Below are 18054 nucleotides of genomic sequence, written 5' to 3'. Positions count from 1 at the left end.
AAGGCACCATTGTTTGTCTTAGCCACTACATTTCCTACAAACCGTAATAGGCTCAGTCAGCAACTGACAGACGGCGCCTCGCACCGTTACAATTACCGACTTTGTCGCAACGCTTGGAGCTCAACCTTCCGTGCCCGTCCTGCGTCTACCGCTTCTCCCTGCTGCGGCAGGCAAACAGCACTGGGGCAATCTGCCCGGTGCCGCCCTGAGCCTGGCCATTGCCGAGGCTGCCAGCGCAGCCAAACGCTTTACCCTGCTACTGACCGCCGACAGCCAAAGCGCCGAACGGTTGGAGCAGGAGCTGAGCTTCTTCGCCCCCGATTTGCCGGTGCTGCATTTTCCCGACTGGGAAACCCTGCCCTACGACCTGTTCTCGCCGCACCAGGACATCATCTCCCAACGCATCGCGAGCCTGTACCGCTTGCCGGAACTGGCCCACGGCTTGCTAGTGGTGCCGATCACCACGGCCCTGCATCGCCTGGCGCCGACCAAGTTCCTGCTGGGCAGCAGCCTGGTGCTGGATGTTGGCCAGAAGCTCGACGTGGAGCAGATGCGCACGCGCCTGGAAGCCAGCGGCTACCGCTGCGTCGACACGGTGTACGAGCACGGTGAATTCGCGGTACGCGGCGCATTGATCGACTTGTTCCCGATGGGTAGCAAACTGCCCTATCGCATCGACCTGTTCGATGACGAAATCGAAACCCTGCGCACGTTCGACCCCGAGAACCAGCGCTCCATCGACAAGGTGGAATCGATCAAACTGCTGCCGGCGCGCGAGTTCCCGCTGCAGAAGGATGCGGTCACGCGCTTCAAGGCACGCTTTCGTGAACGCTTCGACGTCGACTTCCGCCGTTGCCCGATCTTCCAGGACTTGAGCAGCGGGATTACACCGGCCGGTATCGAGTACTACCTGCCGCTGTTCTTCGACGAAACCTCCACCCTGTTCGACTACCTGCCCCAGGACACCCAGGTGTTCTCGCTGCCCGGCATCGAACAAGCGGCAGAAAACTTCTGGAACGACGTACGTAATCGTTATGAAGAACGCCGCGTCGACCCCTCCCGTCCTCTATTGCCGCCCGCCGAGCTGTTCCTGCCGGTGGAAGACTGCTTCGCCCGCCTGAAAAGCTGGCCGCGCGTGGTCGCCAGCCAGCAGGACGTGGAAGCCGGCAGTGGCCGTGAGCGCTTCCCCGCGCAAACGCTGCCTAATTTGGCGATTGAAGCCAAGGCCAACCAGCCACTGGAAGCGCTCTCCAACTTCCTCGGTGACTTCCCCGGCCGCGTGCTGTTTACCGCCGAATCCGCCGGCCGCCGCGAAGTACTGCTGGAGTTGCTGGAACGCCTGAAGCTGCGACCGAAAACCGTCGACAGCTGGCCGGACTTTGTGAAAAGCAAAGACCGCCTGGCAATCACCATCGCACCGTTGGATGAAGGCTTGCTGCTGGACGATCCGGCCCTGGCACTGATCGCCGAAAGCCCGCTGTTCGGCCAACGCGTGATGCAGCGCCGTCGCCGCGAAAAACGTGCCGACGCCAACAACGATGCCGTGATCAAGAACCTCACCGAGCTGCGCGAAGGCGCGCCGGTGGTGCATATCGACCACGGTGTGGGCCGCTACCTCGGCCTGCAGACCCTGGAGATCGACAACCAGGCCGCCGAATTCCTCACCATGGAATACGCCGAGGGCGCCAAGCTCTACGTGCCGGTCGCCAACCTGCACCTGATCGCGCGCTACACCGGCAGCGACGACGCCTTGGCGCCGTTGCACCGTTTGGGCTCCGAGACCTGGCAGAAAGCCAAGCGCAAGGCCGCCGAGCAAGTGCGCGACGTGGCCGCCGAACTGCTCGACATCTACGCGCGCCGCGCCGCCCGCGAAGGTTATGCGTTCGCCGACCCTAAAGCCGACTACGCCACCTTCAGCGCCGGTTTCGCCTTCGAAGAAACCCCAGACCAGCAAACCACTATTGAAGCGGTGCGCGCCGACATGCTCGCGCCCAAGCCGATGGACCGCCTGGTCTGCGGCGACGTGGGCTTCGGCAAGACCGAAGTGGCCATGCGCGCCGCGTTTATTGCGGTACACGGCGGTCGCCAAGTGGCGATCCTGGTACCGACCACCCTGCTCGCCCAGCAGCACTACAACAGCTTTCGCGACCGTTTTGCCGACTGGCCTGTGACTGTGGAAGTGATGAGCCGCTTCAAGTCCGCCAAGGAAGTGAATGCGGCGGTCGCCGATTTGGCCGAAGGCAAGATCGACATCGTCATCGGCACCCACAAGCTGCTGTCGGACGACGTGAAGATCAAAAACCTGGGCCTGGTAATCATCGACGAAGAACACCGTTTTGGTGTGCGCCAGAAGGAACAGCTCAAGGCCCTGCGCAGCGAAGTGGACATTCTTACCCTGACCGCCACACCGATTCCGCGCACGCTGAACATGGCGGTGTCGGGCATGCGCGACCTGTCAATCATCGCCACGCCGCCGGCACGACGCCTGTCGGTGCGCACCTTCGTGATGGAGCAAAACAAAAGCACGGTCAAGGAAGCGCTGTTGCGCGAACTGCTGCGCGGCGGGCAGGTGTACTACCTGCACAACGATGTGAAGACCATCGAGAAATGCGCCGCCGACCTCGCCGAACTGGTGCCCGAAGCCCGCATCGCCATCGGCCACGGGCAGATGCGCGAGCGCGAACTCGAACAAGTGATGAGCGACTTCTACCACAAGCGCTTCAATGTGCTGATCGCCTCGACCATCATCGAGACCGGCATCGACGTGCCGAGCGCCAACACCATCATCATCGAGCGTGCCGACAAATTCGGCCTGGCTCAGTTGCACCAGTTGCGCGGCCGCGTCGGCCGCAGTCACCACCAGGCCTATGCCTATTTGCTGACGCCGCCGCGCCAACAGATCACCTCCGACGCGGAAAAGCGCCTGGAGGCTATCGCCAACACCCAGGACCTGGGCGCCGGTTTTGTGCTGGCCACCAACGACCTGGAAATCCGTGGTGCTGGCGAACTGCTGGGCGATGGCCAGAGCGGGCAGATCCAGGCTGTGGGTTTCACCTTGTATATGGAGATGCTTGAACGGGCGGTGAAAGCCATCCGCAAGGGCGAGCAACCGAACCTCGATCAACCCTTGGGCGGCGGCCCGGAGATCAACCTGCGCTTGCCGGCGCTGATCCCCGAGGACTACCTGCCGGATGTGCATGCGCGGCTGATCCTGTACAAGCGCATCGCCTCGGCCACCGACGAAGAAGGCCTCAAGGACCTGCAGGTGGAAATGATCGACCGCTTCGGCTTGTTGCCGGAACCGACCAAAAACCTGGTGCGTTTGACCTTGCTCAAATTGCAGGCCGAGCAACTGGGGATCAAGAAGGTCGATGCAGGGCCGCAAGGTGGGCGCATCGAGTTCGAAGCGCAGACGCCGGTGGACCCGCTGGTGCTGATCAAGCTGATCCAGGGCCAACCCAACCGCTACAAGTTCGAAGGGGCTACGCTGTTCAAGTTCATGGTGCCGATGGAACGCGCCGAAGAACGCTTTAATACCCTGGAGGCGCTGTTTGAGCGCCTCATCCCGAAATCTGTTTGAAGGACGCCGTCATGCGCCTGTTCCGCATCCTGAGCCTGTTGTTGGTGGTCGTGGCACCTTCGGCGTTCGCCGACAGCCCGTACCAGGTGGAAATGATCCTGGTGCGCCAGAATGCGGAGCCGGTGATCAACAGCCGCGCCGCCCCGGAAAACTGGGATGCCGGCGCTGCGCACCTGGGCACCGATAAACTGAGCCCGCCACGCCTGAACAACATTGTCGACAAGCTCAACGCCGACAACAGCTATACGGTGTTGGCGCACAAGGCGTGGGAGCAGAACCTCGGCGAGCAGCCGGTGAAGATCGCGATTACAGACGGCCAGGAGCAGTTCGGCCAGTTCCCCATCGAGGGCGTCTTGAGCCTGCAACTGGGCCGCTTCACCGATATTGACGCGGACTTCTGGATCAATCAGTTCGACAGCAACGGCAGCGTGATCGCCAGCGAGCATCTGGCCCAGAAAGACGTGCGCACCAAGAACAACCAGCTCAACTACCTGGACGGAGGCCATCTGGCGCTGCTGATCAAGATCACCTCGCTGACCGCCAAGCCGCCCAGCGCACCACCGCCTGACATTCAGGACTGATCCCGCACTATGTCCCTGCCGTCGTCGCTGACCAAACCCCTGGCCCCTTCGTGGGCCAATCGCTTTAAAGAGCAAAGCCTTGAGCGTGGCCGGCGCTATGCCCTGGAGAACCGGGTGCGCATTGTCGAGTCCGGCGACAGCACCATCGTCGCCAGCTGCGAAGGCTCGGGCGGCAACGTGTATCGGCAAACGATCTCGCTGCGCGAGTCGGCCAAGGGCACGCTGATCCTGGTGGACAGCCGATGCACCTGCCCGGTACACACCAACTGCAAACACATCGCTGCGGTGCTGCTCAAAGTCCAGGAAACCCTGGCCTACCCGGCGGCGGCCCAGGATGCCGAACTGCTGGAAAAACTCCAGGCCGTACTGGATAACCGCGTGGCCCTGCCACAAGTGGTGATGGAAGATGTGCCACCGGTGCCGCGCCTGTGGATGGCCAGTGTGGAGTTCAGCGCGTTTGAACCGCGAAATGGCAAGATGCAGCGGTATATCCAGCACCGGGCGGCACTGTCATTCAACTACCTGGGCAACTACGTCAGCGGGCAGAAGAACGCCGATATCGTGGTGCGCCAGGAGACTCAGAGCCTGCGGATCAAGCGGCATCCGGAGCTGGAGCAGCCGTACCGCGAACAACTGCGTCTTCTCGGGTTCAAGATCGCCACACGCCAAAGCAAGGCCTTGCCCGAAAGCGCCGGCGAGCTGTTTGAGATGGTCAATGACAGTGCCTGGTTGACCTTCACCCTCAATGCCACCCCGACCTTGCGAGCCGAGGGCTGGGAGTTGCTGATCGATGATGATTTCGGCTTTGACCTGAGCGCCGTCGATGACTGGTACGCGACGGTCGATGAAGGGCCGGAGCGCGACTGGTTTGATCTGGAACTGGGGATCATCGTCAACGGCGAACGGCTGAGCTTGCTGCCGATCCTGTTGAACTTGATGCGTTCCCACACCGAGATCCTCAACCCGGAGAAACTTGCCCGCCGCCGCGATGATGAGCTGATCCTGGTGAATATCCCGGGCCTGCCCAATGGTCACGGCCCCATCCAGGTCGCACTGCCCTACGGCCGCTTGAAACCTGTGCTCGCGACCCTCGGCGAGTTTTACCTGCAGGAATCCGGCACCACCACGCTGCGCCTGGCCAAGGCCGATGCGATCCGCCTGAACCCTCTGGAGGACCTGCCCCTGCAATGGGAGGGTGGCGAAAAGATCCGCAACTTCGCCCAACGCCTGCGGGACATCAGGGACTTCACGTGCGCGGCGCCCGAAGGGCTCAACGCGACCTTGCGTCCCTATCAGCTGGAAGGATTGAGCTGGATGCAGTCGCTGCGCCAGCTCGATGTTGGCGGGATACTTGCGGATGACATGGGCCTGGGCAAAACCTTGCAAACACTGGCGCATATTCTTACCGAGAAAATCGCCGGGCGCCTGGATCGACCGTGCATGGTCGTGATGCCCACCAGCCTGATTCCGAACTGGCTGGATGAAGCGGCGCACTTCACCCCGCAACTCAAGGTACTGGCGTTGTATGGCGCGGGACGTAAGAAACATTTCCCCCACTTGCAGGACTATGACCTGCTGCTGACCACCTACGCGCTGCTGCCCAAAGACATCGAACTGCTCGCCGCACAGCCCTTGCATGTGCTGATCCTCGATGAAGCCCAGTACATCAAGAATCCCTCCAGCAAGGCGGCCCAGGCTGCGCGCGAGCTGAATTCACGACAACGCCTGTGCCTGAGCGGTACACCGCTGGAAAATCACCTGGGTGAGTTGTGGTCGCTGTTCCACTTCTTGCTGCCGGGTTGGCTGGGTGACGTGAAGAGTTTTAATCGCGATTACCGCGTGCCCATCGAAAAGCGCGCCAGTGATGTGCGATTGCAACACCTCAACGGTCGGATCAAACCCTTCCTGTTACGCCGCACCAAGGAACAAGTGGCCACCGAGTTGCCGCCCAAGACCGAGATCGTCCACTGGGTGGACCTCAATGAAGCCCAGCGCGATGTGTACGAAACCATGCGCCTGGCCATGGACAAGAAGGTGCGCGACGAAATCACCCGCAAGGGCGTGGCGCGCAGCCAGATCATCATTCTTGAAGCACTGCTCAAGCTGCGCCAGGTGTGCTGCGACTTGCGCCTGGTCAACGACGCCACCCTGCCCGCCCGTGGCAGCAGCTCGGGCAAGCTCGACAGTTTGATGGAAATGCTTGAAGAGCTGTTTGCCGAAGGGCGGCGCATCCTGCTGTTTTCCCAGTTCACCTCGATGCTCAGCCTGATCGAAATCGAGCTGAAAAAACGTGGGACTGCCTACGCCCTATTGACCGGCCAGACCCGCGACCGGCGCACGCCAGTGAAGGACTTCCAGAGCGGCAAGCTGCAGATCTTTCTGATAAGCCTGAAGGCCGGTGGCGTAGGCCTGAACCTGACCGAAGCCGATACGGTGATCCATTACGACCCGTGGTGGAACCCGGCTACGGAGAACCAGGCGACTGACCGTGCGTATCGCATCGGCCAGGAGAAGCCCGTGTTCGTCTACAAGATGATTGCGCGGGGCACGGTGGAAGAGAAAATTCAGCACCTGCAGAAAGAAAAGTCCGACCTGGCGGCGGGTGTGCTGGATGGGCGTACAACGGGGGATTGGCAGTTGGGCAATGAGGATATCGAAGCGTTGTTTGCGCCGCTGCCTAACAAGCAAGAAAAGCGCTGACAGTTTAGACCGTTTTCGCGAGCAAGCCCGCTCCCACACTTGACCGAGGTCCTTCAGACAGTACGCGGTCAAAGGTGGGAGCGGGCTTGCTCGCGAAGGGCGCAACACGATTCTCAGTCGATCAATTGAGCATCGCGCAACGCCGTCAGCGCCGCCAACCAACGCGGATCCTGCTTATAGTCTGTCGAAGCAATCGCCTGCCCCCGCATCCGCGCAATCCGCGCCGACGGCGTGACCTTCATCCGCTGCGCAGCACTCAGTGCCAACTCCGCGGCGGCGCGGTCATTACACACCAACCCCATGTCACAACCCGCCGTCAGTGCAGCTTCAATCCGGCTGGCCGCATCGCCGACCACATGGGCACCTGCCATCGACAAGTCGTCGCTGAAAATCACCCCATCGAACTGCAGCTCGCCGCGCAGGATGTCCTGCAACCAGCGTCGCGAGAAACCTGCGGGCTGAGCGTCAACCTGCGGGTAGATCACATGGGCCGGCATCACTGCCGCCAACTGCTTGCTCAGGCGCGCGAAAGGCACCAGGTCATGGGTGCGAATCTGCTCCAGGCTACGTTCGTCATTAGGAATGGCGACGTGGGAATCGGCCTCAGCCCAACCATGACCCGGGAAGTGTTTACCGGTGGCGGCCATACCGGCGCTGTTCATACCGCGAATGAAAGCCCCTGCGAGCAAGGCGGCACGCTCGGGGTCACCTTCGAAAGAACGGGTGCCGACCACGGCGCTGCGCTGGTAGTCCAGATCCAGTACCGGAGCGAAGCTCAAATCCAGGCCGACCGCCAGCACTTCAGTGGCCATGATCCAGCCGCACTGCTCCGCCAAATAGTCGGCGTTGGGATTGTCGGCCAGCGCGCGCATGGCCGGCAGGCGCACAAAGCCCTGGCGCAGACGCTGTACGCGACCGCCCTCCTGATCGACGGCCAACAGCAGATCCGGGCGCACGGCACGAATCGCCGCACTCAATTCACGTACCTGGCGGGGATGCTCGATATTGCGCGCAAAAATGATCAGGCCGCCGACTTCAGGCTGGCGCAACAGATGACGATCCTCGGCCGTCAGCCAAGTACCGGCAACGTCGACCATCAATGAACCTTGCAGGGCAGCACTCATAAACCTTCCTTAAATAACGCACACAACCCGTTGCGCTCGACCAGCGCGATTCGCGCAGTGAGCACAACAGGTTGCGAGTAAATAACTGAAATCGGCATGGGCGGCTAGCTTAGCGGATGCAAGCGGCCGCGCACACCCGCAAAGGTCAGACCTTGGCGACAGCCGGAGCTGTTTTGCTGCGGGGACGCAGCTGGGCGGCGGCCATGGCAGGGTCGGTCACGCCGGTTTCGGCACGCATGCCAGCGGCGAGAAACGGCACCATCAGGCGCATTACCTGCTCGATAGAAGTGTTCACGCCAAAATCGGTTTCTGCGATGGCCCGCAAGGCCTTGATCCCGGACATGCTGAACGCCGCAGCGCCGAGCATGAAGTGCACGCGCCAGAACAGTTCGATAGGCGGAATACGCGGAGCGGCTTCGTTGACCAGCAGCATGTAGCGGCGGAACACCTTGCCATACATGTCTTCCAGGTAGCGCCGCAGGTGACCCTGGCTCTGGCTGAACGCCAGGCCCAGCAGGCGCATGAAGATCGACAGGTCGTTGCCACTGCGCGGCTGCACCACCAGCGCCTGTTCCACCAGCATTTCCAGCAGGTCTTCCAGGGTTGGCTTGCTGTCGGCCTTGGCCTGGCGACGTTCCAGTTCACGGTCGAGACTGGCGCAGAACGGCCCCAGGAAGCGTGAGAACACCGCCTGGATCAGGGCCTTTTTCGAGCCGAAATGATAGTTCACTGCCGCCAGGTTCACCCCGGCCTTGCTGGTAATCAGCCGCAATGAAGTTTCAGCAAATCCTTTTTCCGCGAACAATTGCTCGGCAGCATCGAGAATGCGTTCAACGGTTTCCGACTGGGCCATGGCTACTCCGCCTGACAAACACTTGTTTGAAACATACGTTTCAGGGTGTGTCTTGTCAACCCTGCGGGTTCGCATTCCGGCCGGGCAGTCATGTATTTCATCGCTATTTAATCACATTCGTCCAGGCCTGTAGGCAGCGCTATCCCTCACTTGTAGGAAGGATGACGAATGACCGTCCAGCGGCCGCAAGGAAAAGGATGATTGCCAAGCGCAGTTCACTGTATATAATCCCAGTCACTGTATAAAAAGACAGAGCGATCAACATGCTAAAACTGACGCCACGCCAAGCTGAGATTCTGGCTTTTATCAAGCGCTGCCTCGATGACAACGGCTACCCGCCGACCCGAGCGGAAATTGCGCTGGAATTGGGGTTCAAGTCCCCCAACGCCGCCGAAGAACACCTCAAGGCCCTCGCGCGCAAAGGCGCAATCGAGATGACCCCGGGTGCTTCACGCGGTATTCGCATCCCTGGCTTCGAAGCCAAGGCCGACGAGTCGACACTGCCCATCATCGGTCGCGTCGCCGCCGGTGCGCCGATCCTGGCGCAGCAGCACGTCGAGGAGTCCTGCAACATCAACCCGACCTTCTTCCATCCTCGAGCCGATTACCTGTTGCGGGTCCACGGCATGAGCATGAAGGACGTGGGCATCTTCGATGGCGACCTGCTGGCCGTCCACACCACCCGCGAAGCCCGTAATGGCCAGATCGTCGTCGCCCGTATCGGTGATGAAGTCACCGTCAAACGCTTCAAGCGCGAAGGCAGCAAGGTCTGGCTACTGGCCGAGAACCCTGAGTTCGCCCCGATTGAAGTGAACCTGAAAGATCAGGACCTGGTGATCGAAGGCTTGAGCGTCGGCGTCATTCGCCGCTAAAGGAGGCATCATGCAGCTCGTGCACACCCCACAACATACACAACTGTCGCTGTTCGAGGCCTTTATGGCCCAACCTCTCGCGCCCATCCTCAAGAAAACGGTCGAAGCGCCCTGGAGCGCCGAGCCTGAGGCGTTCAGTGAATTGTCGTTGCGCGGTGCTGCTGGCAGCTGCCTGAGCCTGCTGGCGCCGATCCTTCGCGAACTCAGCGAAGAGCAGGATGCTCGCTGGCTGACACTGATCGCCCCGCCCGCCAGCCTGACCCAGGCCTGGCTGCGGGACGCCGGTCTGAACCGCGAGCGTATCCTGTTGCTGCAACCGCGTGGCGCGCAAAGTGCCCAGCAATTGACCTGCGAAGCCTTGCGATTGGGGCGTAGTCATACAGTGGTGAGCTGGTTGAATCCGTTGAATGCGAGCGCAAAACAGCAACTGATCAGCGCCGCGCGTACGGGCGATGCTCAGAGCTTGAATATTCGATTGGGCTGAGCAGGCTTGTTGTGGTGAGCGGGCTTGCCCCGCGCTGGGCTGCGAAGCGGCCCTAAAATAAGTTATTGCGGTATATCAGTTATTACGCGGCGTTTGGTTCTGGGGCCGCTTCGCAGCCCAGCGCGGGGCAAGCCCGCTCACTACAGGACTCAATCGGCTACTCAGTGAAGCACCCGCGGCCCATCTTCCTTCTCCGGCTCGCCTTCCGCCAACCGGCCTGCCATCTGCACACCCACGCTCAACATGGCCTTGGCCACTTCCACGTGCTGACCTTGCAGGAACGCTTTGGCGTCCTCGGAAAAATCCAGAATAACCAGAGAACCCTCGTCCTCAGCCCGGCGCAGCTCGATTCGGCCGTCAGGCAATTCAACAATTTCCAGAAAGGACGTTGGCATAACAATCTGTTCTCCACGAAAGGCCGGGATTATATCAGTCATCCACCCGGCATCGCTGAGGATCTGAAGAGGTTTCTTGACAGCTTGATGAACGGTGCTTTGTGCTGTGTACCCTTATCAATGGGGGTTCATCAGCACTCGTTCAACCCTTCGCGAAAGCGCAACGCCATCTTTTTCAGCTCTTGGCGCCAGCCTTCGAGTTCCTCACGGCTCAACGGCTTTGGCTCATCCTCTTCCAGCGCCACCGCGACGATCAATGGCTGGGTCACATCGCCCTTGGGCACATGAGGCACGCGTGGCGGCTGGAACATGTCGGCATGAGCCTTGAGCAAACGCGCAACCCAACTGTCTGGGCTTTGGGCCATTTCTACCAACTCCGCCAGCTCAGGAATGGCCATGGTCTCCAGCACTTCCCGATTCATGATCATTTCTGCACGGGGTGAGCCCGCCTGGGGCAAGCGATAGAACCCGGCGATTTCATGGCACAGGCCCAACAAAGCGCCGTACAGGTGGAACAACGCCGCTTCACGCCCCGCCTGGACCAGCGCGACAGCGTTCATCTCCTTCCCTTCCTCGGCACGGCCAAGGGCTTCCAGGGACAAACCCGCGAAGTAAATTTTCTGATTGGTACGGGTATAGAGTTCGTTGGCCATAACGGCAGTCTCCACAACGAAAGAAGCATGATGCTGGCTTAACAGTGTCACGGATCAGCCGAGCGCACTGCAAGCGCAAAAAAGGCCGCCTGTGCAGGCGGCCTTTGTATTTGGCAGATCAGTCGATCAAGCGCCCTGACGCTTATCCTCGACCTTCCACTTGCCACCGTCGTAGAACGCTTTCCAGCCGGTAGGCTTGCCGTCCACTTCGGTCTGCACGTACTGCTCCTTGGTCTTGCGGCTGTAGCGGATCACGGCTGGGCGACCATCCGGATCCTTCTTTGGCGCTTCACACAAGAAGTGGTACTTCGGATCGATCTCATCCTTGTGCGGCACGATCTCCAACACCAGCGGTGCGCGGGTCTCGCGGTTTTTCGGGAACTGGCTGGCAGCCAGGAACAGCCCCGAAGCGCCATCACGCAGGATGTAGGTGTCGTTGACCTTCTCGCACTTGAGCTCCGGCATCTTCACCGGGTCCATCTTCGGCGGCGCCGCATCGCCGCTTTTGAGCAGCTTGCGGGTGTTCTTGCAGGTTGGGTTGGTGCAACCGAAGAACTTGCCGAAACGGCCAGTCTTGAGCTGCATCTCGCTACCGCACTTGTCGCACTCCAGGCTCGGACCTTCGTAGCCCTTGATGCGGTAGGTGCCCTCTTCGATCTCGTAACCGTTGCAATCCGGGTTGTTACCGCAGATGTGCAGCTTGTGCTTCTCATCCAGCAGGTAGGCATCCATCGCCGTGCTGCAAATTGGGCAGCGATGCTTGCCACGCAATACCAGCGACTCGGATTCACCCTCGTCATCGGCCGCGATTTCATCGCCCGGAACCAGGTTGACGGTCGCCTTGCAACGCTCTTTCGGCGGCAGGCTGTAGCCCGAGCAACCGAGGAACACACCGGTGGATGCAGTACGGATCTGCATCGGCCGGCCACAGGTCTGGCACGGAATGTCGGTCATCACCGGCTGATTGGCGCGCATGCCGTTCTCTGGGCTTTCCGCTACTTCGAGCTTCTTCTTGAAGTCGCCGTAGAACTCGTCCAGCACGTTTTTCCAGTCACGCTCGCCCTGGGCCACGTCATCGAGGTTCTCTTCCATGCCGGCAGTGAAGCCGTAGTCCATCAGGTTGGAGAAGCTCTCGGACAGACGCTCAGTGACGATGTCGCCCATTTTTTCCGAGTAGAAACGACGGTTGTGCAACGCAACGTAACCGCGGTCCTGAATAGTGGAGATGATCGCCGCATAGGTCGAAGGACGACCGATACCGCGTTTTTCCATCTCTTTCACCAAGCTGGCCTCCGAATAACGCGCCGGCGGCTTGGTGAAGTGTTGGGATGGGTCGAGCTTGATCAGCTTCAGCGTGTCGCCCTGGGCCATATCCGGCAGCACGTCATCATCGCCAGGCTTGGCGATTTGCGGCATGACGCGGGTGTAGCCGTCGAACTTGAGGATACGGCCCTTGGCACGCAACTCGAAGTCGGACGCCGCCACGGTGACCGTGGTGGACAGGTATTGCGCCGGCAGCATCTGGCAGGCCAGGAATTGGCGCCAGATCAGCTCGTAGAGGCGCTCAGCGTCGCGCTCCATGCCGCTCAGCTTGGCAGGCGTGGTGTTGGCGTCGGAAGGACGAATCGCTTCGTGAGCCTCCTGGGCGCCTTCCTTGCTGCTGTAGACGTTCGGTTTTTCCGGCAGGTACTTCTTGCCGAATTCGCCTTCAATATAAGTACGCGCCATCGCTACCGCGTCCACCGACAGGTTGGTGGAGTCGGTACGCATATAGGTGATGTAGCCCGCTTCGTACAGACGCTGCGCCATCATCATGGTCTTCTTCACGCCAAAGCCCAGACGGTTACTCGCAGCCTGTTGCAGGGTGGACGTGATGAACGGAGCCGATGGCTTGCTGCTGGTAGGCTTGTCTTCGCGCTTGACGATGCTGTAGCTGGAAGACTTGAGTTTCTCCAGCGCGGCCATGGCCTGGGCTTCGTTCAGCGGCTTGAAGGCCTCGCCTTTCTCGCGGGCCACTTCAAAGCGCACGTTGGCGCCCTTGGCAGTGCCGAGGTCAGCGTGGACTTCCCAATATTCTTCAGGGATGAACGCGCGGATCTCACGCTCACGCTCCACCACCAGCTTCACAGCAACCGACTGCACACGGCCAGCGGACAGGCCACGGGCGATCTTCGCCCACAGCAGCGGCGAAACCATGTAGCCCACCACGCGGTCGAGGAAGCGACGTGCCTGTTGGGCGTTAACGCGATCGATGTCCAGCTCGCCCGGCTTGGAGAAGGCTTCCTGGATGGCTTTTTTGGTGATTTCGTTGAACACCACACGCTTGTAGCGGCTGTCGTCACCGCCGATGGCTTCCCGCAGGTGCCAGGCAATGGCTTCCCCTTCGCGGTCCAAGTCCGTTGCGAGATAGATGGTGTCGGCATCCTTGGCGAGCCGGCGCAGCTCTTCGATGACCTTTTCCTTGCCAGGAAGGATTTCGTACTTGGCCTTCCAGCCATGATCCGGGTCCACACCCATGCGCGAGACCAGCTGCTTGCGCGCTTTCTCTTTAGGGCTGAGCACCGGACCTTCGCTCGCAGCCGCCTTGCCGCGCTTGGCAGCAGGCTCCTTGCTGGCGCTAGCCGAACCGCTGGTGGGCAGGTCTCGGATATGGCCGATACTCGACTTCACCACGTACTCGTTGCCCAAGTACTTGTTGATGGTCTTGGCCTTAGCCGGGGATTCCACAATGACCAGCGATTTGCCCATGGATCGGAAAATTCCTGAATTCGAGAAGAGAAAGGCAGTTGGCGCCTGTCGCGGCAACGCTATATATAGTGGCAACAAGGTGAGGTCAAGCGCAGCATTCTGCGCGACCTGCCGTTATTGCCCTGAAAAAAGACTGGGTTCGACCTGGACCAAAGCAAAGCGCGGGACTTGCTCGCCGTCAACTTCGACGGTCTCCAGGAACATGCTCAATGGGCGTACCCAAAAGCCGTAATCGCCATACAGTGCTTGGTAGAACACCACTTCTTCTTCGGTCTCGGAGTGTCGCGCCACACTGAAAACACGGTACTGCGGACCTTTATAATGCTGGTAGAGCCCTGGTTCGACTTTCATGCTCTGGCCCTCTTACAAAATTTGTTAAAAAAAAAATACAAAACTGCCAAAAAACAAAAACCGGGGCACTGGGCCCCGGCTTCCGTCAACGGAACGCTTAGACGCGTTCGAAGACGGTGGAAATGCCTTGGCCGAGGCCAATGCACATGGTTGCAACCCCGAGGTTGCCGCCATTTTGCTTCATCACATTAAGCAAAGTACCGGAGATACGTGCACCGGAGCAACCAAATGGGTGGCCCAGGGCAATCGCACCGCCGTGCAGGTTAACCTTCTCGTTCATCTTGTCGAGCACTTTCAGATCTTTCAGCACTGGCAGGGCCTGTGCGGCGAAAGCTTCGTTGAGCTCGAAGAAGTCGATGTCGGAGATGGTCAGGCCTGCGCGCTTCAAGGCTTTTTGTGTGGCCGGTACTGGACCATAGCCCATGATCGCCGGGTCCACACCCGCCACTGCCATCGAACGGATCACGGCCAGCGGCTGGATACCCAGGTCTTGGGCACGCTGCGCCGACATCACGATCATGCACGAGGCACCGTCGGTGATTTGCGACGAAGTGCCCGCTGTCACGGTGCCACCCTTTGGATTGAACGCCGGCTTCAAGGCCGCCAAGCTTTCCAGGGTGGTGTCCGGACGAATGGTTTCGTCGTAGTCGAACAGTTTCAGGAAACCGTTCTCGTCGTAGCCGTTCATCGGGATGATCTCATCCTTGAACTTGCCTTCCAGGGTCGCCTTGTGGGCGAGCTGGTGGGAGCGCAGGCCGAACGCGTCCTGGGCTTCACGAGTGATACCGTGCATCTTGCCGAGCATTTCCGCAGTCAGGCCCATCATGCCCGAGGCTTTCGCCGCGTACAGCGACATGTGCGGGTTAGGGTCGACACCGTGCATCATGCTGACGTGGCCCATGTGCTCCACGCCACCGACCACGAACACATCACCGTTGCCGGTCATGATCGCCTGGGCGGCAGTGTGCAGCGCGCTCATCGACGAACCACACAGGCGGCTGACGGTCTGGCCGGCAGCGGTGTGCGGGATCTGGGTCATCAAGGAAGCCATGCGTGCGATGTTCCAGCCCTGTTCCAGGGTCTGGTTGACGCAGCCCCAGATCACGTCTTCGACTTCGTTCGGATCGACCTTGACGTTACGCTCCAGCAGCTTGCTGATCAGGTGCGCCGACATATCTTCGGCACGGGTGTTGCGGTGCATGCCGCCCTTGGAGCGGCCCATCGGAGTACGACCGAAGTCGACAATCACGACGTCTCTTGGATTCAAGCTCATAAATATTCTCGCTCTAGTCGTCTGGGCACTTAACCGAAGAAGCTCTGGCCATTCTTGGCCATTTCACGCAGCTTCGCGGTCGGGTGGTACAGCGGGCCCAAATCAGCGTATTGATCAGCCAGGGCAACGAACTCGGCCACACCGATCGAATCGATGTAACGCAGTGCACCACCACGGAATGGAGGGAAACCGATACCGTACACCAGGCCCATATCAGCTTCGGCGGCGGTTTCAACGATGCCGTCTTCAAGGCAACGCACGGTTTCCAGGCACAGGGCGATCATCATCCAGTTGATGATGTCTTCGTCTGACACCTCACGCTGCTCGTAGATGACCGGCGCGAGTACTTCGTGCACCGAAGGATCGGCCACTTTCTTCTGCTTGCCCTTCTTGTCGGCCTCGTAGGCGTAGAAGCCCTTGCCGTTCTTCTGGCCCAGGCGCTTGGCTTCGTAAAGCGCGTCGATCGCCGAGCGGCGGTCGTCTTTCATACGGTCCGGGAAACCTTCGGCCATGACGTCGCGACCGTGGTGGCCGGTGTCGATGCCGACCACGTCCATCAGGTACGCCGGGCCCATTGGCCAGCCGAATTTTTCCATGATTTTGTCGATGCGCACGAAGTCCACACCGGCGCTGACCAGCTTGGCGAAACCGCCGAAGTACGGGAACAGCACGCGGTTGACCAGGAAGCCCGGGCAGTCATTGACCACGATAGGGTTCTTGCCCATTTTCTTGGCGTAGGCAACGGTGGTCGCAACCGCTTGCTCGCTGGACTTCTCGCCACGGATCACTTCTACCAGCGGCATCATGTGCACCGGGTTGAAGAAGTGCATGCCGACGAAATTTTCCGGACGCTTGAGGGCCTTGGCCAGCAGTGAGATGGAAATAGTCGAGGTGTTGGACGCCAGGATGGTGTCGTCTTTGACCTGGGCTTCCACTTCAGCCAATACGGCTTGCTTGACCTTCGGGTTCTCGACAACCGCTTCGACCACCAGGTCGACGTGGCCGAAATCGCCGTAGGACAGCGTAGGGCGGATGCCGTTGAGGACTTCAGCCATCTTCGCGGCGGTCATGCGACCTTTATCCACGCGACCCACCAGCAGCTTGGCGGCTTCCGCCAGGCCTTGCTCGATGCCGTGCTCGTTGATGTCCTTCATCAGGATCGGCGTGCCTTTGGACGCCGACTGATAGGCAATACCGCCACCCATGATTCCGGCGCCGAGGACGGCAGCCTGTTTCACGTCGCGGGCGATTTCGTCGTAGGCCTTGGCCTTTTTCTTCAGCTCCTGGTCGTTCAGGAACAGGCCGATCAGGCTCTGGGCAGCGGAGGTTTTCGCCAATTTGACGAAACCAGCCGCTTCCACTTCCAGGGCTTTGTCGCGACCGAAGTTCGCAGCCTTCTGGATGGTCTTGATCGCTTCGACCGGTGCCGGGTAGTTCGGGCCGGCTTGGCCTGCCACGAAACCTTTTGCGGTTTCGAACGACATCATTTGTTCGATAGCGTTGAGCTTGAGTTTTTCCAGCTTTGGCTGACGCTTGGCCTTGTAGTCAAATTCGCCGCTGATGGCGCCTTTGATCAGGCTCAGAGCCGCTTCGGCCAGTTTGTCCGGCGCAACTACAGCGTCGACGGCACCGACTTTCAGTGCGTCTTCAGCTTTGTTTTCCTTACCGGCGGCAATCCACTCGATGGCGTTGTCGGCCCCGATCAGACGCGGCAGGCGTACGGTGCCGCCAAAACCTGGGTAGATGCCCAGTTTGACTTCAGGCAGGCCGATTTTTGCGGTCGCGGACATGACACGGAAGTCTGCCGCCAAGCACATTTCGAGGCCACCGCCCAACGCGATGCCGTTGATTGCGGCAACGGTGGGAACGTTGAGGTCTTCGAAATCGCTGAAAATTTTGTTGGCTTCGAGGTTGCCAGCCACCAGCTCGGCATCGGGCAGCTTGAAGTTGTCGACGAATTCGGTGATGTCAGCGCCGACGATAAACACGTCCTTGCCGCTGGAGACGATCACGCCCTTGACCGAAGCATCTGCTTTGATGGTGTCTACGGCCTGACGCAATTCATTCAGGGTTAGACGGTTGAACTTGTTGACGGACTCACCCTTGAGGTCGAATTTCAGTTCGACGATGCCACTTTCAAGAGCCTTAACCGTGATGGCTTTACCTTCGTAAATCATCAACTGATCTCCACGATATGGAAGCTGAACAGTACACATTGGACGCTGGCCTATGGTTGGACATTGATGATTTGGTCAATGTTCACGCCCATCCGCCAGGCACACCCGCCAATGCGATAGTCGGGATTATGTATGAGTGGTCTGACAGACAAACGCTCAATTCATACGCCCGTTTGATTTGGGTATGCCACCTTCATCCAATTCAGGGCAATTGTCAATCGCTCAAAAAGACTAGGAAAAACGCGACTTTCCAGTCATTTCAG

The 18054-nt window shown here is 59.8% G+C and carries 13 protein-coding genes; 5 read left to right on the top strand and 8 right to left on the bottom strand.

Features of this window, described 5'->3' with window-relative positions:
- Positions 1–130 precede the first annotated feature (130 nt).
- From mfd to HF257_RS12665, 3 genes are read left to right on the top strand one after another with little or no spacing between them, the layout of a single operon-like run.
- Positions 131–3580, top strand: coding sequence for a transcription-repair coupling factor (gene mfd / locus HF257_RS12675; protein WP_185709371.1), 3450 nt, complete (start codon positions 131–133; stop codon positions 3578–3580).
- Positions 3581–3591: 11 nt separating this feature from the next.
- Positions 3592–4161, top strand: a complete 570-nt coding sequence (locus tag HF257_RS12670; RefSeq protein WP_185709372.1) for a CsiV family protein — start codon at positions 3592–3594, stop codon at positions 4159–4161.
- A gap of 9 nt (positions 4162–4170) precedes the next feature.
- Positions 4171–6861, top strand: a complete 2691-nt coding sequence (locus HF257_RS12665) for a DEAD/DEAH box helicase (RefSeq protein ID WP_185709373.1) — start codon at positions 4171–4173, stop codon at positions 6859–6861.
- Between the two features lie 113 nt (positions 6862–6974).
- Here the strand turns inward: HF257_RS12665 and nagZ are convergent, their stop codons facing one another.
- Positions 6975–7985, bottom strand: coding sequence for a beta-N-acetylhexosaminidase (nagZ, locus tag HF257_RS12660; RefSeq protein ID WP_185709374.1), 1011 nt, complete (start codon positions 7983–7985; stop codon positions 6975–6977).
- Positions 7986–8130: 145 nt separating this feature from the next.
- The gene (locus HF257_RS12655; RefSeq protein WP_159959411.1) at positions 8131–8838 is read right to left on the bottom strand and encodes a TetR/AcrR family transcriptional regulator; all 708 of its coding nucleotides are present in this window, start codon (positions 8836–8838) and stop codon (positions 8131–8133) included.
- Positions 8839–9101: 263 nt separating this feature from the next.
- On the opposite strand from HF257_RS12655, the gene lexA reads away from it, so the two are divergent.
- Positions 9102–9710, top strand: a complete 609-nt coding sequence (gene lexA, locus HF257_RS12650) for a transcriptional repressor LexA (protein WP_003172575.1) — start codon at positions 9102–9104, stop codon at positions 9708–9710.
- 10 nt (positions 9711–9720) lie between these two features.
- Entirely contained in the window at positions 9721–10194 is a 474-nt protein-coding gene (sulA, locus tag HF257_RS12645; protein WP_185709375.1) for an SOS-induced cell division inhibitor SulA, read from the top strand.
- Between the two features lie 161 nt (positions 10195–10355).
- Here the strand turns inward: sulA and HF257_RS12640 are convergent, their stop codons facing one another.
- From HF257_RS12640 to fadB, 6 genes are all read right to left on the bottom strand, one after another.
- Positions 10356–10589 (bottom strand): hypothetical protein, encoded by a 234-nt coding sequence (locus HF257_RS12640; protein WP_017254451.1) that lies wholly within the window; start codon positions 10587–10589, stop codon positions 10356–10358.
- A 131-nt stretch (positions 10590–10720) separates the two neighbouring features.
- Complete coding sequence (locus HF257_RS12635; protein ID WP_185709376.1) at positions 10721–11242, bottom strand: DUF6586 family protein; 522 nt, start codon at positions 11240–11242, stop codon at positions 10721–10723.
- Positions 11243–11368: 126 nt separating this feature from the next.
- A complete protein-coding gene (topA, locus tag HF257_RS12630; protein ID WP_185709377.1) occupies positions 11369–13990 on the bottom strand; it encodes a type I DNA topoisomerase in 2622 nt (873 codons plus the stop codon).
- Between the two features lie 114 nt (positions 13991–14104).
- Positions 14105–14341 (bottom strand): DUF1653 domain-containing protein, encoded by a 237-nt coding sequence (locus HF257_RS12625; protein WP_027604241.1) that lies wholly within the window; start codon positions 14339–14341, stop codon positions 14105–14107.
- Between the two features lie 97 nt (positions 14342–14438).
- Positions 14439–15614, bottom strand: a complete 1176-nt coding sequence (gene fadA / locus HF257_RS12620) for an acetyl-CoA C-acyltransferase FadA (RefSeq protein WP_185709378.1) — start codon at positions 15612–15614, stop codon at positions 14439–14441.
- A gap of 29 nt (positions 15615–15643) precedes the next feature.
- Positions 15644–17791, bottom strand: a complete 2148-nt coding sequence (gene fadB, locus HF257_RS12615) for a fatty acid oxidation complex subunit alpha FadB (RefSeq protein WP_185709379.1) — start codon at positions 17789–17791, stop codon at positions 15644–15646.
- Positions 17792–18054 lie beyond the last annotated feature (263 nt).

Source organism: Pseudomonas cremoris, assembly GCF_014230465.1.
This window is presented reverse-complemented; position numbering and strand designations above follow the sequence as displayed.

What these genes read in the sequence shown, in the direction of transcription:
- sulA (WP_185709375.1), top strand. Translation starts at nt 9,721, where the DNA reads ATGCAGCTCGTGCACACCCCACAACATACACAACTGTCGCTGTTCGAG.
- lexA (WP_003172575.1), top strand. Translation starts at nt 9,102, where the DNA reads ATGCTAAAACTGACGCCACGCCAAGCTGAGATTCTGGCTTTTATCAAG.
- HF257_RS12635 (WP_185709376.1), bottom strand. Translation starts at nt 11,242, where the DNA reads ATGGCCAACGAACTCTATACCCGTACCAATCAGAAAATTTACTTCGCG.
- HF257_RS12655 (WP_159959411.1), bottom strand. Translation starts at nt 8,838, where the DNA reads ATGGCCCAGTCGGAAACCGTTGAACGCATTCTCGATGCTGCCGAGCAA.
- fadB (WP_185709379.1), bottom strand. Translation starts at nt 17,791, where the DNA reads ATGATTTACGAAGGTAAAGCCATCACGGTTAAGGCTCTTGAAAGTGGC.
- HF257_RS12640 (WP_017254451.1), bottom strand. Translation starts at nt 10,589, where the DNA reads ATGCCAACGTCCTTTCTGGAAATTGTTGAATTGCCTGACGGCCGAATC.
- fadA (WP_185709378.1), bottom strand. Translation starts at nt 15,614, where the DNA reads ATGAGCTTGAATCCAAGAGACGTCGTGATTGTCGACTTCGGTCGTACT.
- HF257_RS12625 (WP_027604241.1), bottom strand. Translation starts at nt 14,341, where the DNA reads ATGAAAGTCGAACCAGGGCTCTACCAGCATTATAAAGGTCCGCAGTAC.
- HF257_RS12665 (WP_185709373.1), top strand. Translation starts at nt 4,171, where the DNA reads ATGTCCCTGCCGTCGTCGCTGACCAAACCCCTGGCCCCTTCGTGGGCC.
- nagZ (WP_185709374.1), bottom strand. Translation starts at nt 7,985, where the DNA reads ATGAGTGCTGCCCTGCAAGGTTCATTGATGGTCGACGTTGCCGGTACT.
- topA (WP_185709377.1), bottom strand. Translation starts at nt 13,990, where the DNA reads ATGGGCAAATCGCTGGTCATTGTGGAATCCCCGGCTAAGGCCAAGACC.
- HF257_RS12670 (WP_185709372.1), top strand. Translation starts at nt 3,592, where the DNA reads ATGCGCCTGTTCCGCATCCTGAGCCTGTTGTTGGTGGTCGTGGCACCT.